This window comes from Rhodanobacter ginsenosidimutans, assembly GCF_042655685.1.
Lineage (GTDB): Bacteria > Pseudomonadota > Gammaproteobacteria > Xanthomonadales > Rhodanobacteraceae > Rhodanobacter > Rhodanobacter ginsenosidimutans.
Window position 1 is genome coordinate 478,323 of record NZ_JBHSMM010000002.1, and the last position, 26,346, is coordinate 504,668.

Here is a 26,346-nt window from a genome sequence, read left to right on the forward strand (position 1 = left end):
ACGTAGCACGCGTGTTTTCGTATTTATCGCGATTGAAGAAGCATGAGCAAACTCGACGTTTCCCCGAACGGCTCTCTCCCTATGTCTGCTTTGCCCGACGCCGCCAACATCCCCCTGCCCATAGCGATGACCACCCCGCTACCGGTATTGCGCGTACCCATGCTGGACCGTGAGCGGCAGTTGTTTGCCTACGAAATCACCTTCCATCGCGAACCGGACGACGAACAGACCCTGCTGCAACGCGTACTTTCCACGCTGACCGACGGCGCGCTCACCCGGCTGGTTCGCGGCAATCGTGCCTTCCTCAACCTGCCCACCGAACTGCTGCCCGAAGATTCCGACGTGCTGCTGCACCAGCCGCGCATCGGCTTGCTGCTGCAGCCGCAGGTAGCCGACAACACCCCGCTGATGAAGCGCCTGCAACTGATGTCGCAGCGCGGCTGCCAGCTGATGCTCGATGCCGGCGACCTGGAGCTGGACGGCAGTCTGGCGATCGAATCGCTGATGCAGATCGTGCAGTTCGTGCGGCTGGACGCCACCTTGCTGTCGCCCGAAGTACTGCGCCAGCGCACCGAACTGCTGCACGCCCGCGGCATCTGGGTGGTTGCCGATCAGGTCAACGATCACGCCACTTACGAGCGTTGCCTGGAACTGCCCCTGCAGGCAATCCAGGGTCGCTACCTGCTGATTCCGCAGCCGGTGGCCGTGCCGGTGCTCACCGCCAGCCGCCTCAGCATGCTGCGCCTGATGCGCGCGCTGCAGGAAAACAATCCAGGGCCGGTGGAGCTTGGCAACATCATCCGCGACGATGCGGTGCTCAGCTACAAGCTGCTCAGCTGCGTCAATTCCGCTTATTTCGCATTGCCGCGGCAACTGAAGTCGGTGCAGCAGGCGGCGATCTTCTTCGGCGTCACCCGCATGCGCAACTGGATCGACACGATGTCGTTGTGCAGCATGGACGATCGACCGCCCGAGCTGCTGCGCGCCGCGTTGATCCGCGCCCACATGTGCGAAAAGCTGGCCAGCGGCATGCCGCACGGCCACGAGGAAATGGCCTTCACCGTAGGCCTGTTCTCGCTGCTGGACACGCTGATGTGCGCGCCGATGGAGTTCCTGCTCACCCACCTGCGGCTGGTGCCGGAAATCAGCGACGCGCTGACCCGCCGCGCCGGTCCGTTCGGGCCGCTGCTGGATCAGATCCTGGCGTGGGAAGCGGGCAAGATGACCAGCGAACACGCGCAGCCGCAGCGCATCCAGCGCATGGCCACCATCTATCTCGAAGCCGCGCAGTGGGCTGACCAGGTCTACGCCAGCGCCAACGGCCAGACCGAGAACTGATCCGCGAGACCCCGCGGGATAGGTAGGAGCGACTTCAGTCGCGACGCTTTTGCTTCGAGGCGAAGCGTGTCGCGACTGAAGTCGCTCCTACCATTCGCTCTTGCGAATCCCCAATCCCCAATCCCCAATCCCGCCCCTCAACTGGTATGCCGCAAATACCAGATCGTTGCCAGCACGCTCAGCAGCGCCACCAGCAGCCAGCACAGCATGGGTAGCGTGTCGCTGCCCAGCCACAGCACCGTCGCCGTGGCGCTGACCACCAGCGTGCCCACCGCCAGCGACAGCGGAAAATCACGCTGGATCCCGCGGTGGCCCGACAGCATCAGGTACGCGCCCAGCGCGGCGAGAAGCACGGCAAGCACCCGCCACAGGTAGATGAACGTGGGTGGTTCGGGCAGGTCGGGGAACATGTCCAGCAACGAGCGGTCGCCCACTTCCACCGCAAAGCCCTTGCCGTCGGTGGTCTTCGTCGCGGGCACCAGGCGGTCGCCATCGATGCGCGCCACCACGGTCACGTGCTGCAGCGGAACCTCCTCCCAGCTCACCCGCAAATCACCTCGGTGCGGATCGCCGGGGTTGGCGCTGGTCACGAGATAGCCGTTGTACGGCACGAAGGTGGCCGCGAGATTGGCCGGCAATGACTTCACGTCCGGCTCCACCCGCTGCACGCCGGGCAGCGCGTGGAGCAGGCTGCGGTCCAGCGCGAAGCCGCCCAATTGCACCCGGTCGGCGTCGAACTGGCGCGCGGCGATCGGGAACGCGCCCGGATTGGCGTGCCCGGCCGGTCGCTCGAACTTGCTGGAATCGACCGGCTGATCCACCCAGTCCAGCTCGTAGTCGGTATTGCCGCCGAAGCGGACCTCGCGCCACTGGAACATTTCCACGTGGCGGATCAGCACGGGCGTATCCCGGCGCAGGTTGAACTCCGGATCACGCGGCGCCACCACCACCCGCGGCACCCCGCTCAACCGCGCGAGATAGCCGGCCTGGCCCGCTTGCGGCAGGGCGGATGCGCCCAGGTCGACCAGCTGCCCACCATGGCGGCTCATTGCTTCGCGATAGGTGATGATGCCGCGCTCGGTGGTCGCGGCCCAGCCGATGCCGGCCAGCAACAGCAACGCCCCCACCAGCCGCAACAGGCGCCCGCGCATGGCGTCGTCCCATGCCGGCAACATCAGCCCGGCGCCCCAAGCAAAAAGAACGGACGCGAACATCCCCGGCGCGCATGTCGACGAACGACGCACACTCGAACGCCTGTGGCTGCGATATTGCCTGCGGGCGGGACCAGTTCCGTCACAAATTGATACTCCACTGCCACGAACACGGGACGATCAACAACCGACAGCCGAAAATGGCGCCGGGCGCGGCCACGACCCCGTCTCAAGCAAGGTATGGGCCAAGCAGGCCGCGGACGATCGCCACCCGCACCACGCGCGATCGTTCCGGACCGCCAGCCGCCTATTGCACCCTGCCCGATCCGGAGGGCCGACGCGGATCGCTGGCGGCATCGAGCTTGTTGGTCCGATGGTCCCACGTCACCACGTTCATGAAGCCCCACGGCTTGCGGTCGTTCAAGGTGTAACCCATCGCGGTAAGGTCGGCGCTGGTCGCCTTGTCGAACATGCCCGGCTCCACGTCCACCACGTCGGGCAGGAACTGGTGATGGAAGCGCTTGTGCGCCACGATCTGCTGCGCGCTTTCGCCATCGATGAAATGCAGGATGCCTTCCAGCACCTGGGTGATGATGGTGGAACCGCCGGGCGAACCGATCACCGCGCTGCGGTCGGCGCCGATCACCAGGCTCGGCGACATCGACGACAGCATCCGCTTGCCGCCTTCCGGCGCGTTCGCCGCGCTGCCGAGCAGGCCGTAGACGTTCGGCTTGCCGGGCACCAGCGCGAAATCGTCCATCTCGTCGTTCAGCAGCACGCCGGTGCCCTCGGCCACGAAGGTGGAGCCGAGGATGTAATTCACGGTGGACGTCACCGCGGCCATGTTGCCGTCCTTGTCGATGATCGAGAAGTGCGTGGTATGCATGCCCGGATCGCGCGCGGTCCGGTGCGGCAACATCGATGAAGGCGTGGCCTTGCCCGGCAGGATGCTCTGGCGCAGGCCGTCGGCGTAGAACGGCGACAGCAGCATGTCCAGCGGCATCTTCACGAAATCCGGGTCGCCCAGGTAGTCGTTGTGGTCGCGGAACGCGCGGCGCATCGCCTCCACGATCAGGTGCACGCGATGGGCCTGGTCCAGCTTCTCCAGCTCGAAGCCGGACAGGATGTTGAGGATCTCGGCGATCGCCACACCGCCGGACGACGGTGGTGGCGCCGTGATGATGCGATAGCCGCGGTAATCGACGCTGATCGGCTGGCGTTCCTTGGCCTGGTAGCTCTCGAGGTCGGCCAGGGTCCAGTTGCCGCCGGCGGCGCGCACCGCGTCCACCAGCTTCTTCGCCGTCGGGCCGCGATAGAAGCCGTCGTTGCCATGCGCGGCAATCGCTTCCAGCGTCTTCGCCTGGTCCGGGTCGCGCCACAGCTTCCCTTCCACCGGCGGTTTGCCGTCGGGCAGGAATTTGGCCGCCGAAGCGGCCCAGCGCAGCAGGTCTTTCTGCTGCCCCGCGATCGCCTCGCGCAGCCGCGGGTCAGGCTTGAAGCCGTCGCGGGCCAGCCGGATCGCAGGCGCCAGCGACTGGGCCAGCGACAGCTTTCCATAACGCTCGGCGATCAGCACCAGACCGGCCGGCTCGCCGGGAATGCCCGCCGAAAGCGGCCCCTTCAAGGCCGAATCGCGATTGGGCGTGCCGTCGGGGTTGAGGTAATCCTTGGGGTCGACAGCCGCGGGTGCCGTCTCGCGTGCGTCGATGAAAACGTTGTGGCCATCCTTCGCCCGATGCAGCACGGCCATGAAGCCACCGCCGATGCCCGAGCTTTCCGGCTCCACCACCGACAGGGTGGCCGCCACCGCCACCGCGGCGTCGAACGCGTTGCCGCCCTTGGCCAGGATCTCCAGCCCCGCGTCGGTCGCCAGGAAGTTCGCGCTGGCGACGGCGGAATGCCCCGGGCGCTGGGCAGGCTGCGCCACCGCAGTGGTTGTCGCCGGCGTCGTTCGGGGTGCGCCATCGGCGGCCAGCGCCGCGCCGCAGGTAAACAGCAGGCTGGCCAGGAAGACGCGTGAGGGCAGCACGGACCAACGCGGCGAAAAAATCATGCAGCAGGCTCCATCGCCATCAGCTGGCGATACTTGAGATCGAGTTGATCATGCGACTCGATGTGCTCGGGGTCGGTGATGATGCACTCGACCGGGCAGACCACCATGCACTGCGGTTCGTCGTGATGGCCCACGCACTCGGTGCACAGGGCCGGGTCGATCACGTAGAACTGTTCGCCCAGCGAGATCGCCTTGTTGGGGCAGGCCGGTTCGCAAACATCGCAATTGACGCAGGTGTCGAGGATTTTCAGGGACATGGGAAAGCCGACGGGCGAGGGACGGGCCGCGAAAGCGCGTGCCCGTCCCCGCCCGCCTGATCACATCTGCACGAAACGGAACGTGGCGCCGGTGGGCTTGATCGCTTCTTCCACCCGCTGCTGGTCGGCCTGGTCACCGATGAACAGCACGATCACGTCCTTGAACGAGCCAGCCTTGGCGCCGGTGAAGGCGGTCACGACCAGGTCGGCGGTCTTGGCCGAATCCGGGCCGGCAAAGGCCAGCAGGTTGCCCGGCAGCACGCCGCGCGCCACGGTGTCCTGCACGGTGGACAGCTGGCGGTCGTTCTGCGCCTTGGCCTCATCGGTGTCGCCGGGGGTGACCAGGTAGGCGTACGGCTGCGACGCGCTCATGCCCTGCAGGTTCTTCTGCAGCAGCTGCACCAGGTACTTGTTCCAGCCTTCGGTGTCGTTCTTGTCGGCCGGGCGGGTTACCTGGGCGGCCTGGGCGGAGGCGGCCTGCTGCTCGTCCTCATGCTTGCTGCAAGCGGACAGGGTCAAAGCAGCAGCCAGCGCGACGGCGGCGAGGAGAGCGAACTTACGCATGGTGGTCACCTTCTTTTTCGGGTTGGTTGTTTGAGCCGGTGCGGCTCTTCTGCCAGCGTTGACGCATGGCCTGTTGTACCGCCGGATGCACGAAACCGGAAATCTCGCCGCCGAGGCGGCCGATCTCGCGCACCAGCGAGGACGAAATGAAACTGTATTGCTCGGCTGGCGTCAGGAACAGCGTCTCAGCCTGCGGAATCAGGTGGCGATTCATGCTGGCCAGCTGGAATTCGTATTCGAAATCCGACACCGCGCGCAAACCGCGGATGATCACGCCGGCGCCGATGTCCTGCACGAAGGTGGCCAGCAGGCAATCAAAGCCGCGCACTTCCACGTTCGGCAGATCGGCCAGCGCCAGCCGCGCCAGGGTGATCCGCTCGGCGATGCTGAAAACCGGCCCCTTGCTGGAGCTGTCGGCCACCGCCACCACCACGTGATCGAACAACGTGGCGGCGCGCGACACCAGGTCGGCATGGCCATTGGTGATCGGATCGAACGTGCCTGGATAGACAGCCAGACGCGGATTGCCCAAAGGTTTGTTCACGAGTTCAACAACGCCTGTGAATGAAGGCCAGGGCCCTGAAGCCTGGACGGGGAAACCACCCGGAGCCCTAGCTTAACGGATGCACCGGCGGCATGGCGCGGCGTGCCGGTCAGGCACGGCGATAAAGCGCCCCGCGCGCATCGCCGGCATGGCTCTCCCGTTGCAGTTGCCAGTTCGGCGGCAGGGTCGGCGTCACCGCGCGCGGCGATTCCACGTAGATCAACGCCGCCGTGGCCAGCCAGCCACCCTGTTCCAGTTGCTGCGCCAGCGCTTCCCACAACCCCAGCGCAAACGGTGGGTCCAGCAAGACCAGATCATGCGGCCGCCCCGTCCCACGCAGGAAAGCCTCCGCATCCATTGCCGCCACCGCGCCGCCGGCCTGCTTGAGCCGGGCCAGATTCTGCTCGATCGCCCGCGCCGCCCGCGCCTCACGCTCGACGAACTGCACGCTGGCTGCACCGCGCGACAAGGCCTCGATGCCCAGCGCGCCCGTACCCGCGCACAAATCAAGCACACGCGCACCGGCGATGGTGGGGGCCAGCCAGTTGAACAGGGTCTCCCGCAGCCGCTCGGCCGTGGGCCGCAGGCCCGGCATGTCCGCCACATCGAGCCGCGAATTGCGCAGGTTGCCGCCGATGATGCGGATGCGGCCGGGGGCCCCGTGGCGGGCAGTGCTCACCAGCGCCACCCATCGCGGCGGCAGGCATGCGGGACGGCCGAAACATCCTCAGCGGGCAGTACAGGTTGGGGTGATAGCATGCCGCCCATTGTCTTTGAATCGCGCCCGCAATGCTCAAATTCTGGAAGAAAAAGCCGACCGAAACCGCATCGGCCACAACGGAGGACGCGCAGGAGCCGCAGGTCGACACCAAGGCCGATGTCGTCGCCGCCGAAAGCCATCCGCAGGATTTGCCGGTAGCGCTGACCGAGGCACCCGCGTCCGACGAACAAGCTGCCGCCGCAGAAACGGCCGTGGCCGTCAGCGCCGAGGCGCCGGCCAAACGCAGCTGGCGCGAGCGCCTGGCGGGAAACTCGTTCGCCCGCGGCCTCGGCACCTTGTTCGTGCGCAACCCCAAGCTCGACGACGATCTGCTGGATGAGCTGGAAACCACGCTGATCACCGCCGACGTGGGCGTGGAAGCCAGCACCGCGTTGGTGGAAGCCCTGCGCAAACGCATGCACAAGCGCGAATTCGCCGATGCGCCAGCCCTGCTCGACGCGCTGCGCCAGGCGTTGGTTGCGCTGCTGCAGCCCGTCGAGAAACCGCTGCAGGTATCGGGCAAGCAGCCGTTCGTGGTGCTGGTGGTGGGCATCAACGGTGCCGGCAAGACCACCACCATCGGCAAGCTGGCGCGCCGCTGGAGCGACGAGAAGCACGCGGTGATGCTGGCCGCCGGCGACACCTTCCGCGCGGCCGCCGTGGAGCAGCTGAAAACCTGGGGCGAACGCAACAAGGTGCCGGTCATTTCGCAAGGCCAGGACGCCGACGCGGCCAGCGTGATCTTCGACGCCCTGCAGGCTGCGCGTTCACGCGGCGCCGATGTACTCATCGCCGATACCGCCGGCCGGCTGCATACGCAGGGCGGCTTGATGGACGAGCTGGGCAAGATCGCCCGCGTGCTGAAGAAGATCGACGCCGACGCGCCGCACGAGGTGTTGATGGTGATCGACGGCACCACTGGCCAGAACGCGGTCAACCAGGTACGCCAGTTTCGCGAGATCGTGGGTGTCACCGGCCTGGTGGTGACCAAGCTGGACGGCACCGCCAAAGGCGGCGTGGTGTTCGCGCTGGCGCGCGAGTTCGGCTTGCCCATCCGCTTCGTGGGGCTGGGCGAAAGCGCCACCGACCTGCGCACCTTCGACGCCCAGGCCTATGTCGACGGCCTGCTGCCGGCCAGCCTCGGTCGTGATTGAGCCGGCGCCCATCCGGGGCCGCCAGCGCCACGTGCCGGTGGCGGCCATCTTGCCGGCGCGAGGCTGAGCGATGAGCCCACGGTTGCGACGGATACTTGCGATCGTCGGCGCCAGCGCCCTGGCGGTGTTGCTGCTGCTGGTGGGCTCGGTCTATTTCCTGCTGCAGCCCGATCGCTTCACCGCGATGTTGCAGAACCAGGCCGCCAACGCGGGGCTGGAGCTCAACCTTTCGCGCCCGGCCAGCCCGTCGTTGTTCCCGCGCCCAGCGCTGGACCTGCACGGCATCACCATCAACGCGCAAGGGGCGAACCGCCCCATCCTGCTGGCTTCCGGCGGACGCCTGGCGCTGCCCTGGCGCACCTTGCTCGGCGGCCCCACGGTCATCACCCGGCTGGAGATCAACTCGCCCCGCGTGGATCTCGATGCACTGCAAGCCTGGATCAACGCGCTGCCCGCGCGCGGCCCGGACACGCCGCCAGACATTCCGCGCATCGACACTGGCGTCAGCATCGATCACGGCAGCGTGGTGCGCGGCGATCAGCTGCTGCTGGGCAATCTTTCGCTGGAAGCGGGCAGCCTCGCGTCCGGCGTGCCATTCCCGCTCAGCATTTCCGCCAACACCGCCGACGGCATGCCGCTCCAGCTGCGCCTCTCGGCCACGCCGCGCATCCAGGGCAACGCGCTGCAACTGGAAAACATTGCCCTGTACCTTTCGCAAGGCGTCGCCACCCACATGCAACTGGCCGGCAGCGCACGCTGGCATGGCGCCGCCGATGCTGCCGCCAGCCTCGCCGGCACACTCGACCATGCGACGGCCGGGCAATACGCGATTTCGCTGGCGTTGACCCCCGCCAACCAGAGCAAACCGCTGCTGCTTTCGCTGAAGCTCGACGGCCCGGACAACCACGCCGACCTGCAACTGCCGCCGCTGGCGCTGGCACGCTGGTGGCGCCACGTGGGCAGTGGCGACAACACCCAGCTGACCGTGCCACCGGGAAGCGGCCGCGCCGACATCGCGAAAATCGACATGGGCGGCATCACCATCGAAGGCCTCACATTGCGTGCCGGTGACGAAGTGCCCGCAGCGGCCAGTGCCGCCGCCCCGGCATCACCCGCCCCCGTGCGGGGAAAAAAGCCGGCGGTTTCCAGGTGACCCGCAGCACGACCCGAGGCGCGCCGACCGTCGCGGCGCGCCTGCTTCACTGGTTCGACCAGCATGGCCGCAAGGACCTGCCATGGCAGTCGGGCGATGCTGACGGCCGCGACGCCTACCGCGTGTGGCTGTCGGAAATCATGCTGCAGCAGACCCAGGTCGCCACGGTCATCGGTTATTTCCAGCGCTTCACCGAAGCCTTGCCCACGCTGCGCGACCTGGCCGCCGCGGACGAAGACACCGTGCTGGCGCTGTGGTCCGGCCTTGGCTATTACCGCCGCGCGCGCTTCCTGCACCGCGCCGCACAGATCTGCGTCCAGCAGCACGGCGGCGAACTGCCGCGCGATTTCGTCGCCCTCAGCGCCCTGCCCGGCATCGGCCGCTCCACTGCCGGCGCGATCCTGGCGCAAGCCCATGGCCTGCGCTTCGCCATTCTCGACGGCAACGTGAAGCGCGTGCTGACCCGCTACCACGGCATCCACGGCCACCCCGGCCAGAGCGCGGTGGAAAAGTTGCTGTGGCTGCACGCCGACAGCCACACGCCAACCGCGCGGCTGGCTGATTACACGCAAGCCATCATGGATCTGGGTGCCACGCTCTGCGTGCGCTCGCGCCCGCGCTGCGACGCTTGCCCGCTGGCCAGCGACTGCATTGCCTACCGCGACAACCTCACCGTGGAACTGCCCAGCCGCAAACCATCGAAAGCCCTGCCCACCCGCGCCACCGTGATGCTCGTGCTGCGCGACCGCGATGGCCGCGTGCTGCTGGAACGACGCGGCCCGCAAGGCGTCTGGTCGGGCCTGTGGAGCCTGCCCGAAGCCGCCAGCACCGACGACGCCTGGCGCCTCGCGCAACGGCACGCACGGATCGACGACGCCCAGGCGCTGGCCCCCTTCACCCACGTCTTCAGCCACTACCGGCTCGCGATCGAGCCGCTGCTGTTCGATCGGACGACGGCACACGCCGCCATCGCCGATAATCCCGACCTGCGCTGGTGCAGCGCCACCGAACTGGCCGCGCTCGGCCTGCCGGCGCCAGTCCGCACCCTGCTGCAGAACACCGCGTAGACACGCATCCGTGCGCGATGCGCTTGATACCGATCAGGGCACAACGCAGCGCACTCCCGCAAAATTCCGCGAAGCTTCCAGGAAACCCCATGACCCGTACCATTCACTGCGCCAAGCTCGACGCCGACGCCGAAGGCCTCGACTTCGCCCCTTGGCCCGGCCCGCTGGGCCAGCGCATCTACGCCGAAATCTCCAAGCCCGCCTGGCAGCAATGGCTGGCACGCCAGACCATCCTCATCAACGAGTACCGACTCAACCCGCTCGACGCCGAAGCGCGCAAGTACCTGAGCGGGGAAATGGAGAAATTCCTGTTCGGCGGCGAGTCCGCCATGCCGCCCGGCTTCGTCCCGCCAGACACGGAGTCTTGACGAAAACCCGCGCATTCGGTCTAATGCGCGGCTCCCACGCATCATTGGCAACCGCACGGTTCGCCCATGGTTCCAGGTTTCCGGCCGGGTAGCTCAGTTGGTAGAGCAGGGGATTGAAAATCCCCGTGTCGGCGGTTCGATTCCGTCCCCGGCCACCATGCATATCAACGACTTAGGCCACCCTCACCGGGTGGCCTAAGTCGTTGTGTAAGTCCTATGTAAGGCTGGGGCACAGGCAACAAAAAACCCCGCTCTTAGACGGGGCTTTCATCCGAACAATCGCATTACACCGCGTCAGCCGGCGTGAACAAGCCGTTGCTGAGTACTACGCACGGTATCGATCAACTTTCTCTGTTCCTGCGTCGATTTCTCGATCACTTCCTTGTAAACACGCTTCTTGTCCGCCGAGGAAGCGTTCCGAATGAAATCGGATAAGGGGGTCGACGCAAGCTTCTTATTTCCGAAGAACATGCTAGCTCCCATTGAGTATCCCTAGCGCATCGCTTAGGGACCGAACATTGTAGGTTTCTTTAACGTAACCGTCAATAGCTTGAATGTTGCCTTCGTACACTCGATTGCCGCCATCAAGATTCTTGATGATGAGATCGACCTTAACCTTACCTCCAAGTTCCGCTTTCAACTTGTTTACCACATCTCGGGCCGCGAAGTATTGACTGATGAATACGTCTACAGGAATGCTACGTCCGTCTAACGCTTCTCGATCCTTTACGAACCGCCAAGCTTGGCAAGGTTCCTGAAAAACATACAAAATCTGAACCACCCTGCCCTTCGCCAGAGCCCGGCTCACGTTTCTGAACGCTACCTCATAGTTCGACAACGTTCCGTCAAGGATGAAGCTTTGCCTATTTCCAAACGCTTCGTCTAGGACCTTCTCGACAATCCTGCCGACAGCTCTCTGGAAGAGGTTTGAGTTTTTGCCGGTGTACCCAGGTATGAGCTTGCGATAGTCGTCCGGATCGATCCTTAAAACGGGCCCGCCCAGTTTTTCGATGAGAGCTTGCGAAGCCTCAGTTTTCCCTGCACCGGGCGAGCCGGCCATAAAGACTGCTACGGGATCCCTCTCTGCGGGATAGATCGCTAAGTCCGTCAACTGCCTAGCAATCCGTCGACGATTTTGGCTCACGAAATCAAGAGCGGCATCCTCAACAGCTTGGTCTTCAGGCATCAGATTCATTTTCCCCTCCCGCGTCGGTGTAGCGTAGCCGCGGGAGCGACTAATCTGTGAGGAAAATAGTCGGGCGCGGGGCTGTTCCGTGTGCTCGCTGCAGGGCGTACAGGTGCAGCGGCGGGCGGCGCGACGGCGTATAGGCGCCCGCCTATCCCCGTCAGTCATCGAACGAGTTGCATGCCTTCGCCGGTGACGCGGCTGCCACGCGTGACGCATCGGCCGGCGACATACCCACAGCGGCGAGCATATTGGCGTCGCGGAGTGCCTTGATTTCCAGCGCCGACGCGTTGGCCGCTTTCTCGAATCGCTCGGCATGCTCGGCGATCCGCGTGGGCCGCAGGTTGCCGGGTCGCGCGGGAAATCAGATCTGCGAATCGCGCTGGCGGTCGTTGCCGCTCTGGCTGCCATCAGTGGTGGCGTCCGAGTCGCGGTTTTGTCCCGGCACGCGTTCGGGCGCGTTCTTCGGGCCTCCGGGCGAGCCGGCGATACCGCCGTCGTTTGGCGTGTCCGCCCCGGTAACGCGCTCGGCGGGGTCGCCGGGTATCGCATGGCGGCGCTGGTCGCCCTGGGCTCCGAGATCCGATGCATCCCCCGGCTGCCTCGCAGCTGGCGTACCACGGCTGTCGGTCGATGAATGTTGGCCATCATCACCAGTGAGCCCGTGGTCCGCGCGACCGTCGTGCGGGCGCTGGCCGCCGCCCTCGTCCAGCGAAGGCCCCGGGACATCGACGGCGCCGCGTGGCGAGCCGGCTTGCGGATTCACGCTGTCGCCGGCCGCCGAAGCGGCCTTGCGCCCGATGCCGCCCTGACTCTGCACGTTCTCGCCGGCGGTGGGGTGATGGTGGTCGTTGAGGGTGTTGTCGTCCATCTGGAACTCCTGCGGATGCATGTTGGTGGCTTACGGGTTCTGGCCACCCTGCGACCCGGGCGCGGGGTCGGCGCCGCCGCTGGTGGGTGAGGGGTTGGTGTTTTCGTCGGCTTTGCGCTCCTCGTCCTTCTGCGCGCGGTCCTGCTGGGTGCCGCCGGACTGGTAGTCGGGGCTACCGTCCAATGCTGGCTCCCGGCCACCGACGGGCGGATTCAGCGCGGCGTCGCCGCCGGGTTGTTGCAGGCCGTGATGTGGCGTGGCTTGGCCGGTACCGCTCTGCCCACCGCCCCCGCCGCGGGGTGCCGGCGACGAAACGGCTCCCGCCTGGGAACCGCCTTGCCCCCGTTCGCCGGGTTGTGCGTGATGGGATGGGTTGTTGTTGGCCATGGGCTGCTCCGAAAGTTTCAGGTGGCGTTGGAGGGTGAATACCCCGTGTTGTGGTGGCCGCCATAGGCAAGCGCGTAGTCCATGCCGGGTGTCGTGGCGGGTACCTGCCGCGGCTCCGTGGCATCGCGCGACAGTATTGATGCGGACGCTGGCTTTGCAGGTGGCTGGGAACCAGCGACATCCGTCGGCGTCTGTCTGCGCTGCTGGTCAGTCAACTGTTCGGTTCCCGATCGGGTGTCACGGCTGTTGTCGGTGCCGGCAGCGCCGAATTGCGGAAGATTGGTATTGGCCATGCAAGTGGTCCCAAGGCGTCGGCATGCACGCCGACCGTCATCAAGTCTCGCCCGCCCGGTGTCTTGGCGATGTGCAAAACGTGTTGGGTGGCGGTTCGCACTTGTTCACCGCAACTTGATGGACAGCGCCCAACACTCTTCGCTTCTTCCACCACGAGGAAAACCCCCATGATGCAGACGATCTTGCACACCACGCCAACCACGCCTTGGCTGAAAGCCGGAGCCGCCTCGCTGGCTTTTACTCTGGGCCTGGGCGTTTCCGCGGCGGCGCTCGCACAGTCGATGACGGCACCGCAGGTGCAGGCCAAATTGACCGAGCAGGGTTACACGAAGATCCATGACGTGGAGTTCAAGGACGGCATGTGGCACGCCGACGCGAAAAGCGCGGATGGCAACGACGTGGATGTGCGCATCGACCCGGCCACCGGCAAGGTGTACCCGGAGGACGAGGTATCGAAGTTGAGCGAGGCGGATGTGCGCGCGTCGCTGTCCACCCAGGGTTATACCGATGTCCACGACGTGGACTTCGATGACGGCGTCTGGAAGGCCAAGGCAAAAAATGCAGCGGGCAACAAGGTGGAGCTGCGGCTGGACCCGAGCAACGGCCAGGTCATCGGCAAGGACTGAGTCCCGCTCCAACCGTCGCCATCGGAGGCCTCAGTGCCTTCGATGGCGCGCCCTGGCCACCCTGCCCTTCGGCGCGCCAGCCACCCTCCGGGGGCGCCCCATTTGCGCCAACACCTAAAGTTTTGCCAATAATGGCCGCTCAGGTATCCGTGCACCCATCGCCCGATGGATGTTTGTGCCGGAGCCGGCAGGGGCAGGTTTGAAACCGGAAGCTGGACGAGAAACAGCGTTGATGGGGAAGCTGCGGCCATGGCCGACTCACTATCGGCACGGATCGGGCCGCGGGGAAGCTTTGTCTTTAACGATGGCTGAGCAAAATCAGCCGGAGTCACGTTCAGCATGACTGTGGTCATCCACCCGTCGACGGCGCCATGCGTTGTTGGCCCTGCTGTGCGCGCCTTGCCCTGTGCAAGGCGCGCCAGCATGGCGTGGATGAAAATCGCCACTTTGCTGGCCTCGCTGTGGCTTTGCGCGTACCCAGCCAACGCGGAATCCACCATCGAGAGCAAACACGCCGCCGAGGCCGGCGTGCCGTTGCTGCAGAACTTCAGCCCGCTCGATTACGGCGCCGCACCGCAGAACTGGGCGGTGACGCAGGACCGGCGCGGCGTGATCTACGTGGGCAACAGCGATGATGGCGTGCTGGAATACGACGGCACCCGCTGGCGCCGCATCCCCGTGCCCAACCAGAGCTCCGTGCGTTCACTGGCGGTCGACGCCAACGGCCGCGTGTACGTGGGGTGCATCGGCGAGTTCGGCTACCTCGAACCCGATGTGCATGGCCGCATGCACTACGTCTCCCTGCTCGACCGCATCGCCCCTGCCTATCGCAATTTCGCCGACGTGTGGCGTATTTTCGTCACCGACGACGGGGTCTATTTCGGCACGGTGGCCCAGTTGTTCCGCTTGCGCGACAAGCATATGGACGTCTGGACGGCCACCACCCCGTTCGATTATTTCTTCAAGGTGCGCGACCGATTCTACGTGCGCGCCGAGGGTCGTGGGCTGATGGAGGTCGTTGGTGACCAGCTGAAGATGGTCAAGGGTGGTGCGCGTTTTGCGCACGAAAGGATCCACGCGCTGGTGGCCTGGGGCAACGAGGCCGACCACGACGGGCCGCTGCTGGTCGGCACCCGCGAGCGGGGCTGGCTTGTGCTGGACAACGGCCGCCTTGCCACCTGGCCCAACGAGACAAACAAGATCCTGCGCGACGACCAGCTGTACGACGCGCAATGGCTTGCCAATGGCACCTTGGCCGTCGGCACCCTGCAGGGCGGCGTGCTGCTGGTCGACCGCATGGGCCACCTGCTGGAGCGGCTACGCCGCAACGAAGGCCTCATCAACGACACCGTCCTGTCGATGTTCCAGGACCGGGAGCATGGCTTGTGGCTGGCACTGGACAACGGCCTCAGCCGCCTCGACGTGGCATCCCCGCTGACCCTGTTTTCGCGCAACTCCGGGTTGGATGGCACCGTGCTGGCGATGCAGCGCTTCCGGGGCGAGCTCTACGTCGGTACCACCAAGGGCCTGTTCCTGCTGCACAGCGGAGTCGACGGCAACGCGGAGTTCGCGGCGCTGGATGGTGTCCGCGCGCAGGTCTGGAGCTTTCTGGACATGGGCGACTCGCTGCTGGCGGCGACTTCGCAAGGTGTGGTGGAAGTGAGGAATGGCGCCGCCAAACCCTGCGCGGCGCAGGTATGCACCTCCGGTGACGTGGCCTTTTCGCTGCTGCGTTCGGTACGCGACCCCTCGCGCGTCTTCGTGGGCCTGCGCAACGGCTTGGCGGTGATGCGCCGCGATGGCGGCAAGTGGATCGACGAAGGCCGGATTCCCGGCATTTCCGGCGACATCCGCTCCCTGGCCCACGATGACCACGACAACCTCTGGCTGGGCACGCTCAGCAACGGCGCCATCCGCGTTGCCCTGCCGGACGGATGGCAGCCAGGCGACGGCGTGCCACCGCATACGCAGTCGTTCCAGCAGCACCGTGATTCGGTCGCCGGCCCCAACTATGCGTTCGTGATGTCGCTCGCCGCCGGATTGCGCGTGGTTACCGCCCAGGGCATCTACCTCTACGACGAGAAGCGCGCCAGGCTGCAACCGGATACCGCGTTCGCCAGCCTGTTCCCACAGGGTGCAAGGCGGCTTTCACGACTCAGCGAAAGCGTGCCCGGGCACATCTGGATGTACACCGCCGACGGCACCAAGACCATCCGCGAAACCGGCGTGGCCGTGGCCGATGCCAAGGGCCACTACCACTGGGAGCCGCAACCGTTGCGCGCGCTGTCCGGGGTGGAGATGTACACCCTCTACGCCGAGCCCGACGGCATCACCTGGTTCGGCTCCAGCGACGGCCTGTATCGACTGGACTCCTCGATCACCCCGCCGCCGGACAAGCCGCTGCCCACCTTGCTGCGCAAGATTTCCGACGGAAACGGCCATGTGTTGTGGGGCGGCGCAAGCACCACCCCGCCCACGCTGAAGTTGCCATGGGGCAACAACAGCCTGCGCTTCGATTACGCCGCGCCGAATTTCCGCGCGCGCGCCGCCAACACCTTTCAGGTGCAACTGGAAGGCGCCGATGCGCGCTGGTCGGACTGGAGCACGGAAACCTATCGCGACTACACCAACATCCACGAGGGCGATTACCGCTTCCGCGTGCGTTCGCGCGATTTCCGCGGCAACATCGGCGCGGACGCGGAATTTGCCTTCCAGGTGCTGCCACCGTGGTATCGCACCTGGTGGGCCTATCTGGGTTATTTCGTGCTGGCTTATCTGGTGGCCGCGCTGGGTATCCAGCTGCGCTCCGCCGTGCTGCAGCGGCGCAACCGCGAGCTGGCGCGCCTGATCGAGCAGCGTACCGAGGAGCTTTCCGCATCGAACCACGCGCTCGAGGAAGCCAACTGCGCACTGCAGCGGCAGACCATCACCGATGCGCTTACCGGCATGAAAAACCGCCGCTATGCGCTGGAAAACGTGGGCCGTGACGTCGCCTCGGTACTGCGCCTGTATCGCGAGCTCGGCCCGAACTCAGCCCAAGGCCCCGCCGCCAACATCAACCTGCTGTTCCTGCTGATCGACATCGACCACTTCAAGGACGTCAACGATCACTACGGGCACGCGGCAGGCGATCGCGTGCTGGCGCAGCTGCGCGACATCACCCTCGCCGCCATCCGCGAAACGGATACACCGGTACGCTGGGGCGGCGAGGAATTCCTGGTTATCGCCCGCCGCACCAACAGCGAATCGGGGCCGGTGATCGCCGAGCACATCCGCCGCCTGATGGCGCAGCACGAATTCGACCTCGGCAACGGCGTGTTCATCCGCCGCACCTGCTCGATCGGCTTTGCCAGCTACCCCGTGCTGCCCAGCGAGCCGTGGCGGTTCAGCTGGGAAGACGTGGTGAGCTTGGCCGACCAGTGCCTGTACGCGGCCAAGCACAACGGCCGCAACAGCTGGGTCGGCGTGCGCCAGTTGCACACGCCGGCGGCCGGAACCACCGACCTGCCGCTGACCGCGAACCTGGACGCACTGGTGGCCGAAGGCTATCTGCGGCTGCAGGTATCGCCCTCGAATTAGGCCGCGCCGGTGGGTCGACCATGCCCACCGACACATGGATACGCCCCGCCCCGCTGACTACTATCGGAGAACCTTTCCGACAGGCAGTTGCCCGTGAAACGACTGATCCTCTCCACGCTGGCGTTGTCCACCTGCACGCTGGCGATCGCCGCCGCCCCGCCGACCTTCAGCACCCAGCGCCTGTCCGCGGAAGTGAAGACGCTGTCCTCCGACGCGTTCGAGGGCCGCGGCCCGGCCACGCCGGCGGAGACGCGCACCATCGACTACGTGGTGGCGCAGATGAAGGCCGCCGGCGTGCAGCCCGGCGGCGACATCGTCGACGGCAAGCGCACCTGGACCCAGGCCGTGCCGCTGTTGCGCAGCGCGATCGTCGGCACGCCGGCGTTGACGCTCACCATCGACGGCAAGCCGCAAGCGCTGACCCAGGGTGAACAGATCGCGGTGCGCGCCCCCACCAACGGCAGCGACAGCGTAACCATCGCCGATGCGCCGCTGGTGTTCGTGGGCTACGGCGTCAAGGCACCCGAGCGCCAGTGGGACGATTACAAGGGCGTGGACCTGCACGGCAAGATCGCCGTGGTGCTGATCAACGACCCCGATTTCGAAACCGGCAAGGGGGACTTCGGCGGCAAGGCCATGACCTACTACGGCCGCTGGACCTACAAGTACGAGGAAGCCGCGCGGCAAGGCGCGCTGGGCATGCTGGTGATCCACGAAACCGCGCCCGCATCCTACGGCTGGGCCACGGTGAAGAATTCCAACACCAACACGATGTTCGACATCGTGCGCGACAAGCCGGCCGAGGTGCATCCCGAGCTGGAAGGCTGGATCCAGCGCGACCTGGCGGTGACCATGTTCAAGGGCGCGGGGCTGGATTTCGAGGCGCTGAAACAAAAAGCGCAAACCCGCGATTTCCGCCCGGTGGTGCTGAAAGGCGAAAGCCTCTCGGCCCATTTCAAGGCCGACACCAAGGTGATCACCTCGCACAACATCGTCGGCCGCGTTGAGGGCAGCAAGCGCCCCGACGAAACCGTGATCTACAGCGGGCACTGGGATCACCTGGGCGTCGGCGCACCCGACGCCAAGGGCGACCGCATCTACAACGGCGCCGTGGACAACGCCACCGGCACCGCGGCGCTGATCGAACTGGGCCGCGCGTTCGCCCATGGTCCGCGACCGCAACGGTCGGTGATCTTCCTCAACGTCACCGCCGAGGAAAAAGGCCTGCTCGGCTCCGAGTACTACGCCGCCAATCCGCTGTACCCGCTGGCGAAAACCGCCGGCGTACTCAACGTCGATGCACTCGATCCTCACGGCCCCGCCCGCAACTTCACCATTTCCGGCAGCGCCAGGCTGGGTCTGCTGGATGACCTGATCGCGGCGGCGAAGTCCTACGGCATGGTCTACACGCCCGACCCGAAACCGGAAGCCGGCTACTTCTTCCGCTCCGATCATTTCTCGTTCGCCAAGCGCGGCGTACCCGCCGTCTCGTTCGGCTCGGGCAATGACTGGGTCGATGGCGGCATTGCCGCGGGCAAGGCGGCCGAAGACGACTACACCGAAAAGCGCTACCACCAGCCCGCCGACGAATGGCAGGCCGACTGGTCATTCACCGGCATGGCGCGCGACCTGCAGTTGCTCTACACGGTAGGCAACGACCTGGCCAATTCCGATGCATGGCCGGACTGGAGCAAGGATTCCGAATTCCGCGCCATCCGCGACAAGAGCGCTGCGGAACGAAAGTGATTTCTGCCCCTGTGGGAGCGACTTCAGTCGCGATACTTTTTGGTTTCGTGCTGCCTTAGAGCATCGCGACTGAAGCCGCTCCCACAGACCGCCGAAGGACAGAGCATCGCGCACGACCGAAGGAAGTCCCTTGTGGACAGACAGGGTGCGCTCCTGCAAAAGCGTCAGGCGTGGGCGCGCTTTTCGATGTTCGGCAGGAACACCGTGATCAGGCCCATCAGCGGCAGGAAGGCGCACAGGCCGTAGACATATTCGATGCCGTGCACGTCGGCCAGCGCGCCCAGCACGGCGGCGCCGATGCCGCCCATGCCGAAGGCGAAGCCGAAGAACAGGCCCGAGATCATGCCCACGCGGCCCGGCACCAGTTCCTGCGCGTAGACCAGGATGGCCGAGAACGCCGAGGACAGGATCAGGCCGATGATCACCGTCAACACGCCGGTCCACATCAGCCCCACGTGCGGCAGCGCCAGGGTGAACGGCGCCACGCCCAGGATCGAAACCCAGATCACCCACTTGCGCCCGATGCGATCGCCCACCGGGCCGCCCACCAGCGTGCCCATCGCCACCGCGAACAGGAACACGAACAAATGCACCTGCGCGCTCTGCACCGAGACGCCGAACTTGTGCATCAGGTAGAACGTGTAATAACTGCTGAGGCTGGCCAGGTAGAAGAACTTGGAGAAGATCAGCAGGCCCAGCACGCCCAGCGCCGCGATCACCTTGTTGCGCGGCAACGCCACCACCGCCAGATGCCGCGACCGCGATTTGCCGCGGGTGAGGTGGTGGCGGCCGTACCAACGGCCCACCTGCAGCAGCACCACGATCGCCAGCAACGCCGCCAGCGAGAACCACGCCACGCTGCCGCGCCCGTGCGGCACAACCAGCCATGCCGCCAGTAGCGGGCCCAGCGACGAGCCGGTGTTGCCGCCGACCTGGAACAGCGATTGCGCCAGGCCGTGCCGCCCGCCCGAGGCCATCCGCGCCACGCGCGAGGATTCCGGATGGAACACTGATGAGCCGGTACCGACCAGCGCCGCCGCCAGCAGCAGGATCGGGAAGGTGGGCGCCACCGACAGCAGCAGCAGGCCACTCAAGGTGAAGCCCATGCCGATCGGCAGCGAATACGGCATCGGCTTGCGGTCGGTCACCATGCCCACCAGCGGCTGCAGCAGCGAGGCGGTGAGCTGGTAGGTCAACGTGATCAGGCCGACCTGGGCAAAACTGAGGTGGAAATCGCTTTTAAGCAGCGGATAGATCGCCAGGATCAACGACTGGATCATGTCGTTGAGCATGTGCGCCACGCTGATGCCGCCGAGTACGGCGAACTGCGTGCGCTCGGGCGACGCTTCCGGGGCGACGGACAAGGGGATGTTTTCGGCGCGGGTCTGCATGGTGTCTTCGATCGAGAGCGCAAGGGACGAGGCACCAGCCACGGCACATCACCCATCGCAAAACAGATACAACCGGCGTAGCGCGGCGCCGGCGAAACAGCGCTAGAACTTGACGCCGCCGTAGCCGCCGTCGACGCCCTTGCTGGCATACGCCACGGCGTCGTGCGGGTGCAGGCTTTCCTGATGCTCCACGCGGATGTGGAAATCATCCAGTGCGGCATCGGCATCGAGTGCCTTCTGGATACGGCGGGCCGCGTCCTCGCAGAACATCAGGTTGCCGCCGTTGGCCAGCGCGAAGGCCTGCTCGTCCTGGCGCTTCACCGCCGTCTGCACCGGCGTACCGAGTGCCGCCTCGACGCGATCGATCAGGCTGATCAGTTGCAACGGCGCACCCGCCGCGGGACGCACCCGCAGACAGGCGACACTGCGCTGCGCATGCGGCGTGGCCACGATGCCTTTTTCGCTGCCCAGCCATTCCAGCACCGCGGCGCGATCGAGCGTGGCGTCGGCCGCGAAATCGCTGGCGAACTGGTCCTGGATCAACTGCCGCGACAACGCCGCCGACGCCGGACAGGTGGACGAATAAACCACCTCGGTGCCCAGCTCCAGCAGGAACGCGCTGCCGGTGAGGCTGGCCTCGATGGTCACCGGATAGGCGCGCCAGCCGCTGTTGGCGCTACGCAACGCAGGCCGGCGCACCAGGTGCTCGAAACGGATGCTGAGGCAGGCACGGTCGGACAGATCGGCGTGCGAGTCGAGAAAACCGCGCAGCAGCGCCTGCAGCGTCTCGGCGCTGAGCGTTTGCGTGCTCAGTGCCTGCTCGGCCTGCAGGTACAGCCGCGACATGTGGATGCCGCGCTTGTCCGGCCGTTTCAGGTTCACGAAGGCGCCAACCCGCGCGCTGGCGCGCTGCACATCGCCATCGCCGGCATCGAAACGCACCGGCACCTGGATCTCGGCCATGCCGACCCAGTCCAGCGCGCCGGCGAGATGCGGCTGTGCGTGCACGGCCACATCGGGTAGCAGGCGGGCGGTGTTTTCCTGGTTGGTCATGGTTTTGTCCTGGGGATCGTCGTGGCGGGGATGCATGGCGCCGCGACGTTCAAGTTTGAGGCATCAGCGCCCCGGTGCAATAGCCGCGGCGGAAACGCTGCGTTTTCGCCACGGCTCACGACGCGTTGCGGCGCCACGCGCGCGCGGCCTGCCATGCGCGCCATGTAGTCACCGGCCGGATGCGCGGACGCTCCGCACCGAGGCTGGCCAGCGCATCGGGCGCACGCGCCGCGCGTTGCGCCATCCGCATGCCGTGGCTGGAGGCCAGCGCACGAAACACGCTGAGCGGTCCGGGCAGGTGGGCCGCTTCGCGCCAGCTCTGCAGCAGCTCGCGCAGTTGATCCTGGATCGCCTGTTGCCGCGCCGCGCTGGCCTGACCCAGCTGCGCCCGGCTCAAGCCGTGACGGGCCAGGTTGGCCATCGACAGCGGCAGGCGGTCGCGACCGGCGTCGACCTCGGTGCGCAGCAGCGCATCCAGCAAGTGGTCGAGCGTGGCCAGCCTTGCAGCACGATCACTCGGAGCCGCCGCGCCATACCACCACGCGGTTTCCAGCGCCGCCAGCGCGCCATGCAGCGGCATGGCCGCATCCAGCTGGGCGGCGAAATCCGCGGCGGTGCCCTGTTCGAGCTGGGCCATCGCCGCCAGCACCGGCGCCACCCACTGCTCGGCGGCGATCGCGTGCGCGCGCTCGTCGTCGAACAATACCTGGGTCAGCGGATGACGGCCGCCACTGCTGGCCGCGCCGGACAACTCTTCCGCCCACCAGCCCAGTTTGGCAGCGGCCACCTGCGGCTCGCGGATGCCGTAGGCGGCATCAAGCAGTTCCTGCTCCAGCGCGGCCAGCGCGATATGGCCGGGATGGCGATGGCCATCGACGAACACCAGCGCCACACGCTGCTGGGGTTGCGCCGCCAGCCATTTGTCGATGAAGCCCTGCCACGCTGCGTTGCTTGTGTCTCCGTCGCTCATGCGGCGACCGATGACGGCATCAGCAACGCGGCCAGTTGCGCGGGTTGGTCCACCACCGCGTCGGCGCCCCAGCTGTGCGGATCGCCGCCGTCGAGATAGCCCCAGCTCACCGCCACCGTGTACAGCCCCGCCGCCTCGCCGGCCAGCACGTCGCGACGATCATCGCCCACGAAGACGCAGCGCTCCGGTTGCAGCCCTGCCCGCTCGCAGGCCAGCAGCACGGGTGCGGGGTCGGGCTTTTTCACCGGCAGGGTGTCGCCGGAAACCACTGCGGCGGCGCGCGACGTCCAGCCGATCCGCTGCACCAGCTCGTCGGTAAGAAAGCCCGGCTTGTTGGTGACGATGCCCCAGCGCAAGCCTTCTTGTTCAAGTTGTTGCAGCAACGCATCCACGCCGTCGAACGCCCGCGTCTGCTGCGCCAGCATGCGCTGGTAGAGCGCCAGGTAGCGGGGCAGCAGCGCCTTGCGTTCGGCGTCGTCGCGCCGCGGAAAACCCTGCTGCAGGATCGCGGTCGAACCGCGTGATACCACCTGGCGCACGGCATCGTAAGCGGGCGCGGCCTCGCCCTCCTCGGCGCACTGTTCGACCAGCGCGCCGTACAGGTCGGCCGCGCTGTCGAGCAAGGTGCCGTCCAGGTCGAAGAGCACGCCCTGGATGTTTTCCGGCAACGGCGTCATAGCGGCTTGCGTGCGCTGAGCACGTAGTTGATCGCGGTGAAGCGGCTGATCCAGGCCTTGCGCGCCAGCGGGTTGTAGCCCAGGCCGCTGACGTCCTCCAGCTCCAGGCCGGCGTGCCGCAGCAATCGCCCCAGCTCGGACGGTTTCAGGAATTGCGCGTAGTGATGGGTGCCACGCGGCAGCATGCGCATCACGTATTCGGCGCCCACGATGGCGGCGCCGAACGCGGCCGGCGTGCGGTTGAGGGTGGACATGAACAACTGGCCGCCGGGTTTCAGCATCGCGGCAAGATCGGTCACCAGCGCGGCCGGATCGGGTACGTGCTCGATCAGTTCCATGCAGCACACGGCGTCGAACGAGGCCGGCTCGGCCGCGGCCAGCTCGGCGGACGACTGCACGCGGTAATCCACCGACAACGCCGATTCGTGCAGATGCAATTGCGCGATCTCGACTACCTTCTCGCCCAGGTCGATGCCGGTGACGCGGGCGCCGGCGCGGGCCAGTGCCTCGCTCAGCAGGCCGCCGCCGCAGCCCACGTCGGCCGCCTTCGCCTGCGCCAGCTCGACGCGTTCGGCGATATAGGCGAAGCGCACCGGGTTGAGATCGTGCAGCGGGCGGGACTCGCCATCGGGATCCCACCAGCGCGCGGCCAGGGTATCGAAACGGGCGATTTCGGCGGCGCTGACATTGCCGTCGTGACGGCTATCGGCGGCGCGTTCGGGGGATGCGGTCGACATCACAAAACCTCTCGGGGAAAGCGCAGTTTACCGCGCCTGCCATTCGTGCACGGTGATGATCCAGCCGCCACTGGTGTGCGCGGGGTCGCGCTGCACGATGGCCTGGGCCTCGGCAAGGTCATCCGCGCGCAGCAGATAAGCGCCGCCGGACTTGTCGCTGAAGCCACCGGAAAGTTCGATCCTGCCCTGCGTACGCAAGTCGTCGAGGAAAGCGATGTGCAAAGGCACCACCGCCGGATCGACGTCGGGTCGGCGCAGCAGATAGACCAGGTAACGGTTCATGGAAGGCTCCGTGGGATGCGGTGATCAGGCGGCGGCGATGCGTTCGCGCCAGGCGCGGGTCTTGGCCAGGATGGCGGCGGTGTCGATGTCGGGCAGCTCGCGCGCGGCCAGTTTTCGCTGGCCGGCGATCCACACGTCGGTGACCTGGTGGCGGCCGGTGGCGTAAACCAGTTGCGAGACGACGTTGAACAGCGGCTGGGTCTCCAGATCGCTGAGCCGCACGGCGGCGAGATCGGCCTGCTTGCCCACCTCGATCGAACCGATGCACGCCCCCAGTCCGATCGCCCGCGCACCATGCAACGTGGCGGCCCGCAATGCATAGGCCGCATCGAATGCCGCCGCGTCGCCGGCCACGGCCTTGGCCAGCAGGGCCGCGGTACGCATTTCGCCGAACATGTCCAGGTCGTTGTTGGAGGCGCAGCCGTCCGTGCCCAGCGCCACGTTGACGCCGGCCTGGCGCAATTTTTCCGCAGGGCAGAAGCCCGACGCCAGCTTCAGGTTGGATTCCGGGCAATGCACCACCGACACGCCGGCGGCGGCACAGGCGGCGATCTCGCCCTCGGTCACCTGGGTCATGTGCACGGCGATCAGGCGGTCGTTGACGAGCCCCAGCTTCTGCAGCCGCTGGAACGGACGCAGGCCACTCTTGGCCTTCGCCTCGTCCACCTCGTGCGCGGTTTCGTGCAGGTGCAGATGGACCGGAATGTCGAGCTGATCAGACAGCACGCGGATGCGTTCGAAGCTTTCGTCCGACACCGTATACGGCGCGTGCGGCGCGAACGCGGTGCTGATCAGGTTGTCGCTGAGGAAGCTGTCGTGCACCGCGACGGCGCGGGCGAAATAATCGTCCTGGGTGGTGGCCCAGGCGGTGGGGAATTCGATCACCGGCAGGCCGACAACGGCGCGGAAACCCATGCGCCGGTAGGTGGCGCCGATCACGTCGGGAAAGAAGTAGTTCTCGCTGGCGCAGGTGGTGCCGCCGCGCAGCATCTCGGCCACCGCCAGCTCCACCCCGTCGCGCACGAACTCCGGCCCGATCACTTTCGCCTCGGCCGGCCAGATGTGCTGCTGCAGCCACACCATCAGCGGCAGGTCGTCGGCCAACCCGCGCAGCAAAGTCATCGGGTTGTGTGTGTGGCTGTTGACCAGGCCGGGGATCAGCGCGTGCTCGCCCAGCTCGACCCGCTCGCGCGGTGCATACGCGGCGCGGGCATCGGCAATGGGCAACACGGCGACGATCTGGCCGCCATCGGCCACCACGGCGTGGTCCTCCAGCACCACCGCGTGCGGCTCCACCGGCACCACCCAGCGCGCCTCGATCATCAGGTCGACGGGTTGCGGGGGTATCTGGCTCATCGCTCACTCACCTTGCTTGTAAATACGATAAAGGGCGGAGCCTTGCGGCCGCCGCCCCCTCTGGATCGTCATTCCCGCGACGACGTGCTGGCCGCGCCGTGTGCAGGCGCGGGCCCACGCGTCACTTCACGCGACTGTCGTACTCGCCGGTGCGGGTATCGACCTTGATCACTTCGTCCTGGTTGACGAACAGCGGCACGCGCACCACGGCGCCGGTCTCCAGCGTGGCCGGCTTGCCGCCGCCGCCCGAGGTGTCGCCGCGCACGCCCGGGTCGGTTTCCACGATCTTCAGTTCGACGAACTTCGGCGCCTGCACGGCCACGATGTTGCCGTTGAACAGGGTGACCACGCACTCCTCCTCGCCCTTCAGCCACTTCCAGGTATCACCCATCGCGGCCAGCGAGGCGGGGACCATCTCGAAGGTCTCCATGTTCATGAAGTTCCACACGCGGTCCTTGCCAATGCCGTCGATGAAGGACAACTGCATGTCGGTATCGGTGACGTCGGCTTCCTCGAACGAATCGCTGGATTTCAACGTCTGCTCGGTGGTGCGGCCATCCTTCAGGTTGCGGATGCGGATGCGGGTGAACGCCTGCCCCTTGCCGGGTTTGACGAAGTCCGCTTCGGTGATGATCCAGGGATCACCGTTGTGAAGGATCTTCTTGCCCGTTTTGACGTCGTTGAGGCCAAGGGTCGCCATGCGCTGTCTGCTCCGGAGTCGTTTTCGCCCGAGGGGCGGCTAAAATGGATGGATGTCACGGGCGTCACCGCCCGATTCAAGG

Annotated in this window: 26 protein-coding genes and 1 tRNA gene; 9 read left to right on the forward strand and 18 right to left on the reverse strand. The window is 66.3% G+C overall.

Features of this window, described 5'->3' with window-relative positions; genetic code table 11:
- Positions 1-81 precede the first annotated feature (81 nt).
- Positions 82-1,338, forward strand: a complete 1,257-nt coding sequence (locus ACFPK0_RS12065) for an EAL and HDOD domain-containing protein (protein WP_377341030.1) — start codon at positions 82-84, stop codon at positions 1,336-1,338.
- 137 nt (positions 1,339-1,475) lie between these two features.
- Here ACFPK0_RS12065 and ACFPK0_RS12070 read toward each other — a convergent pair whose 3' ends face one another.
- From ACFPK0_RS12070 to rsmD, 6 genes are all read right to left on the reverse strand, one after another.
- The gene (locus ACFPK0_RS12070) at positions 1,476-2,513 is read right to left on the reverse strand and encodes a TMEM43 family protein (RefSeq protein ID WP_056085581.1); all 1,038 of its coding nucleotides are present in this window, start codon (positions 2,511-2,513) and stop codon (positions 1,476-1,478) included.
- Positions 2,514-2,796: 283 nt separating this feature from the next.
- Positions 2,797-4,542, reverse strand: a complete 1,746-nt coding sequence (gene ggt / locus ACFPK0_RS12075; protein ID WP_377341033.1) for a gamma-glutamyltransferase — start codon at positions 4,540-4,542, stop codon at positions 2,797-2,799.
- Complete coding sequence (locus ACFPK0_RS12080) at positions 4,539-4,799, reverse strand: YfhL family 4Fe-4S dicluster ferredoxin (protein ID WP_056085292.1); 261 nt, start codon at positions 4,797-4,799, stop codon at positions 4,539-4,541. Before ACFPK0_RS12080 ends, ggt begins: the two co-directional genes overlap by 4 nt.
- Before the next feature lie 60 nt (positions 4,800-4,859).
- Positions 4,860-5,363 carry a hypothetical protein gene (locus tag ACFPK0_RS12085; protein WP_056085294.1) on the reverse strand — a complete coding sequence of 168 codons (504 nt, stop codon included), beginning with the start codon at positions 5,361-5,363 and terminating at the stop codon, positions 4,860-4,862.
- A complete protein-coding gene (gene coaD, locus ACFPK0_RS12090; RefSeq protein WP_056085296.1) occupies positions 5,356-5,895 on the reverse strand; it encodes a pantetheine-phosphate adenylyltransferase in 540 nt (179 codons plus the stop codon). Before coaD ends, ACFPK0_RS12085 begins: the two co-directional genes overlap by 8 nt.
- A gap of 121 nt (positions 5,896-6,016) precedes the next feature.
- The gene (gene rsmD / locus ACFPK0_RS12095; RefSeq protein WP_377341036.1) at positions 6,017-6,595 is read right to left on the reverse strand and encodes a 16S rRNA (guanine(966)-N(2))-methyltransferase RsmD; all 579 of its coding nucleotides are present in this window, start codon (positions 6,593-6,595) and stop codon (positions 6,017-6,019) included.
- 101 nt (positions 6,596-6,696) lie between these two features.
- On the opposite strand from rsmD, the gene ftsY reads away from it, so the two are divergent.
- The 5 genes from ftsY to ACFPK0_RS12120 all read left to right on the forward strand — a co-directional run bounded on the left by ftsY (position 6,697) and on the right by ACFPK0_RS12120 (position 10,567).
- A complete protein-coding gene (gene ftsY / locus ACFPK0_RS12100; RefSeq protein WP_082520292.1) occupies positions 6,697-7,821 on the forward strand; it encodes a signal recognition particle-docking protein FtsY in 1,125 nt (374 codons plus the stop codon).
- A gap of 70 nt (positions 7,822-7,891) precedes the next feature.
- A complete protein-coding gene (locus tag ACFPK0_RS12105; protein ID WP_056085299.1) occupies positions 7,892-8,974 on the forward strand; it encodes an AsmA family protein in 1,083 nt (360 codons plus the stop codon).
- Positions 8,971-10,041, forward strand: a complete 1,071-nt coding sequence (mutY, locus tag ACFPK0_RS12110) for an A/G-specific adenine glycosylase (protein ID WP_377341039.1) — start codon at positions 8,971-8,973, stop codon at positions 10,039-10,041. Before ACFPK0_RS12105 ends, mutY begins: the two co-directional genes overlap by 4 nt.
- A gap of 89 nt (positions 10,042-10,130) precedes the next feature.
- On the forward strand, positions 10,131-10,409 hold the full coding sequence (locus tag ACFPK0_RS12115) for an oxidative damage protection protein (RefSeq protein ID WP_056085305.1): 279 nt from the start codon (positions 10,131-10,133) through the stop codon (positions 10,407-10,409).
- Positions 10,410-10,491: 82 nt separating this feature from the next.
- Positions 10,492-10,567 (forward strand) — tRNA-Phe (locus tag ACFPK0_RS12120).
- 314 nt (positions 10,568-10,881) lie between these two features.
- Here the strand turns inward: ACFPK0_RS12120 and ACFPK0_RS12125 are convergent.
- From ACFPK0_RS12125 to ACFPK0_RS12140, 4 genes are all read right to left on the reverse strand, one after another.
- Complete coding sequence (locus tag ACFPK0_RS12125; protein ID WP_377341041.1) at positions 10,882-11,604, reverse strand: zeta toxin family protein; 723 nt, start codon at positions 11,602-11,604, stop codon at positions 10,882-10,884.
- 355 nt (positions 11,605-11,959) lie between these two features.
- Positions 11,960-12,466, reverse strand: coding sequence for a hypothetical protein (locus tag ACFPK0_RS12130; protein WP_377341043.1), 507 nt, complete (start codon positions 12,464-12,466; stop codon positions 11,960-11,962).
- 30 nt (positions 12,467-12,496) lie between these two features.
- Positions 12,497-12,649: a hypothetical protein gene (locus ACFPK0_RS12135; protein WP_377341045.1), complete on the reverse strand. Its 153-nt coding sequence runs from the start codon at positions 12,647-12,649 to the stop codon at positions 12,497-12,499.
- A 221-nt stretch (positions 12,650-12,870) separates the two neighbouring features.
- On the reverse strand, positions 12,871-13,146 hold the full coding sequence (locus ACFPK0_RS12140; protein WP_377341047.1) for a hypothetical protein: 276 nt from the start codon (positions 13,144-13,146) through the stop codon (positions 12,871-12,873).
- Between the two features lie 171 nt (positions 13,147-13,317).
- On the opposite strand from ACFPK0_RS12140, the gene ACFPK0_RS12145 reads away from it, so the two are divergent.
- The 3 genes from ACFPK0_RS12145 to ACFPK0_RS12155 all read left to right on the forward strand — a co-directional run bounded on the left by ACFPK0_RS12145 (position 13,318) and on the right by ACFPK0_RS12155 (position 19,098).
- Positions 13,318-13,773 carry a PepSY domain-containing protein gene (locus ACFPK0_RS12145; protein ID WP_377341219.1) on the forward strand — a complete coding sequence of 152 codons (456 nt, stop codon included), beginning with the start codon at positions 13,318-13,320 and terminating at the stop codon, positions 13,771-13,773.
- Positions 13,774-14,205: 432 nt separating this feature from the next.
- On the forward strand, positions 14,206-17,352 hold the full coding sequence (locus ACFPK0_RS12150) for a diguanylate cyclase (RefSeq protein WP_377341049.1): 3,147 nt from the start codon (positions 14,206-14,208) through the stop codon (positions 17,350-17,352).
- A gap of 93 nt (positions 17,353-17,445) precedes the next feature.
- Positions 17,446-19,098, forward strand: coding sequence for a M28 family metallopeptidase (locus tag ACFPK0_RS12155; RefSeq protein WP_377341051.1), 1,653 nt, complete (start codon positions 17,446-17,448; stop codon positions 19,096-19,098).
- A 164-nt stretch (positions 19,099-19,262) separates the two neighbouring features.
- On the opposite strand, the gene ACFPK0_RS12160 is transcribed toward ACFPK0_RS12155, so the two are convergent.
- From ACFPK0_RS12160 to efp, 8 genes are all read right to left on the reverse strand, one after another.
- Positions 19,263-20,489 carry an MFS transporter gene (locus ACFPK0_RS12160; protein ID WP_056085314.1) on the reverse strand — a complete coding sequence of 409 codons (1,227 nt, stop codon included), beginning with the start codon at positions 20,487-20,489 and terminating at the stop codon, positions 19,263-19,265.
- Positions 20,490-20,591: 102 nt separating this feature from the next.
- Entirely contained in the window at positions 20,592-21,542 is a 951-nt protein-coding gene (folE2, locus tag ACFPK0_RS12165) for a GTP cyclohydrolase FolE2 (protein ID WP_056085584.1), read from the reverse strand.
- Positions 21,543-21,657: 115 nt separating this feature from the next.
- A complete protein-coding gene (locus ACFPK0_RS12170; RefSeq protein WP_377341054.1) occupies positions 21,658-22,512 on the reverse strand; it encodes an isoprenoid biosynthesis enzyme family protein in 855 nt (284 codons plus the stop codon).
- Complete coding sequence (gene gph / locus ACFPK0_RS12175; RefSeq protein ID WP_056085318.1) at positions 22,509-23,189, reverse strand: phosphoglycolate phosphatase; 681 nt, start codon at positions 23,187-23,189, stop codon at positions 22,509-22,511. Before gph ends, ACFPK0_RS12170 begins: the two co-directional genes overlap by 4 nt.
- A complete protein-coding gene (ubiG, locus tag ACFPK0_RS12180) occupies positions 23,186-23,926 on the reverse strand; it encodes a bifunctional 2-polyprenyl-6-hydroxyphenol methylase/3-demethylubiquinol 3-O-methyltransferase UbiG (RefSeq protein WP_056085319.1) in 741 nt (246 codons plus the stop codon). The genes gph and ubiG overlap by 4 nt, the downstream gene beginning before the upstream one ends.
- A 27-nt stretch (positions 23,927-23,953) precedes the next feature.
- A complete protein-coding gene (locus tag ACFPK0_RS12185) occupies positions 23,954-24,208 on the reverse strand; it encodes a YciI family protein (protein WP_056085321.1) in 255 nt (84 codons plus the stop codon).
- A 24-nt stretch (positions 24,209-24,232) separates the two neighbouring features.
- Positions 24,233-25,564, reverse strand: a complete 1,332-nt coding sequence (locus ACFPK0_RS12190; RefSeq protein WP_056085323.1) for a TRZ/ATZ family hydrolase — start codon at positions 25,562-25,564, stop codon at positions 24,233-24,235.
- Positions 25,565-25,685: 121 nt separating this feature from the next.
- Complete coding sequence (gene efp, locus ACFPK0_RS12195) at positions 25,686-26,264, reverse strand: elongation factor P (RefSeq protein WP_056085324.1); 579 nt, start codon at positions 26,262-26,264, stop codon at positions 25,686-25,688.
- Positions 26,265-26,346 lie beyond the last annotated feature (82 nt).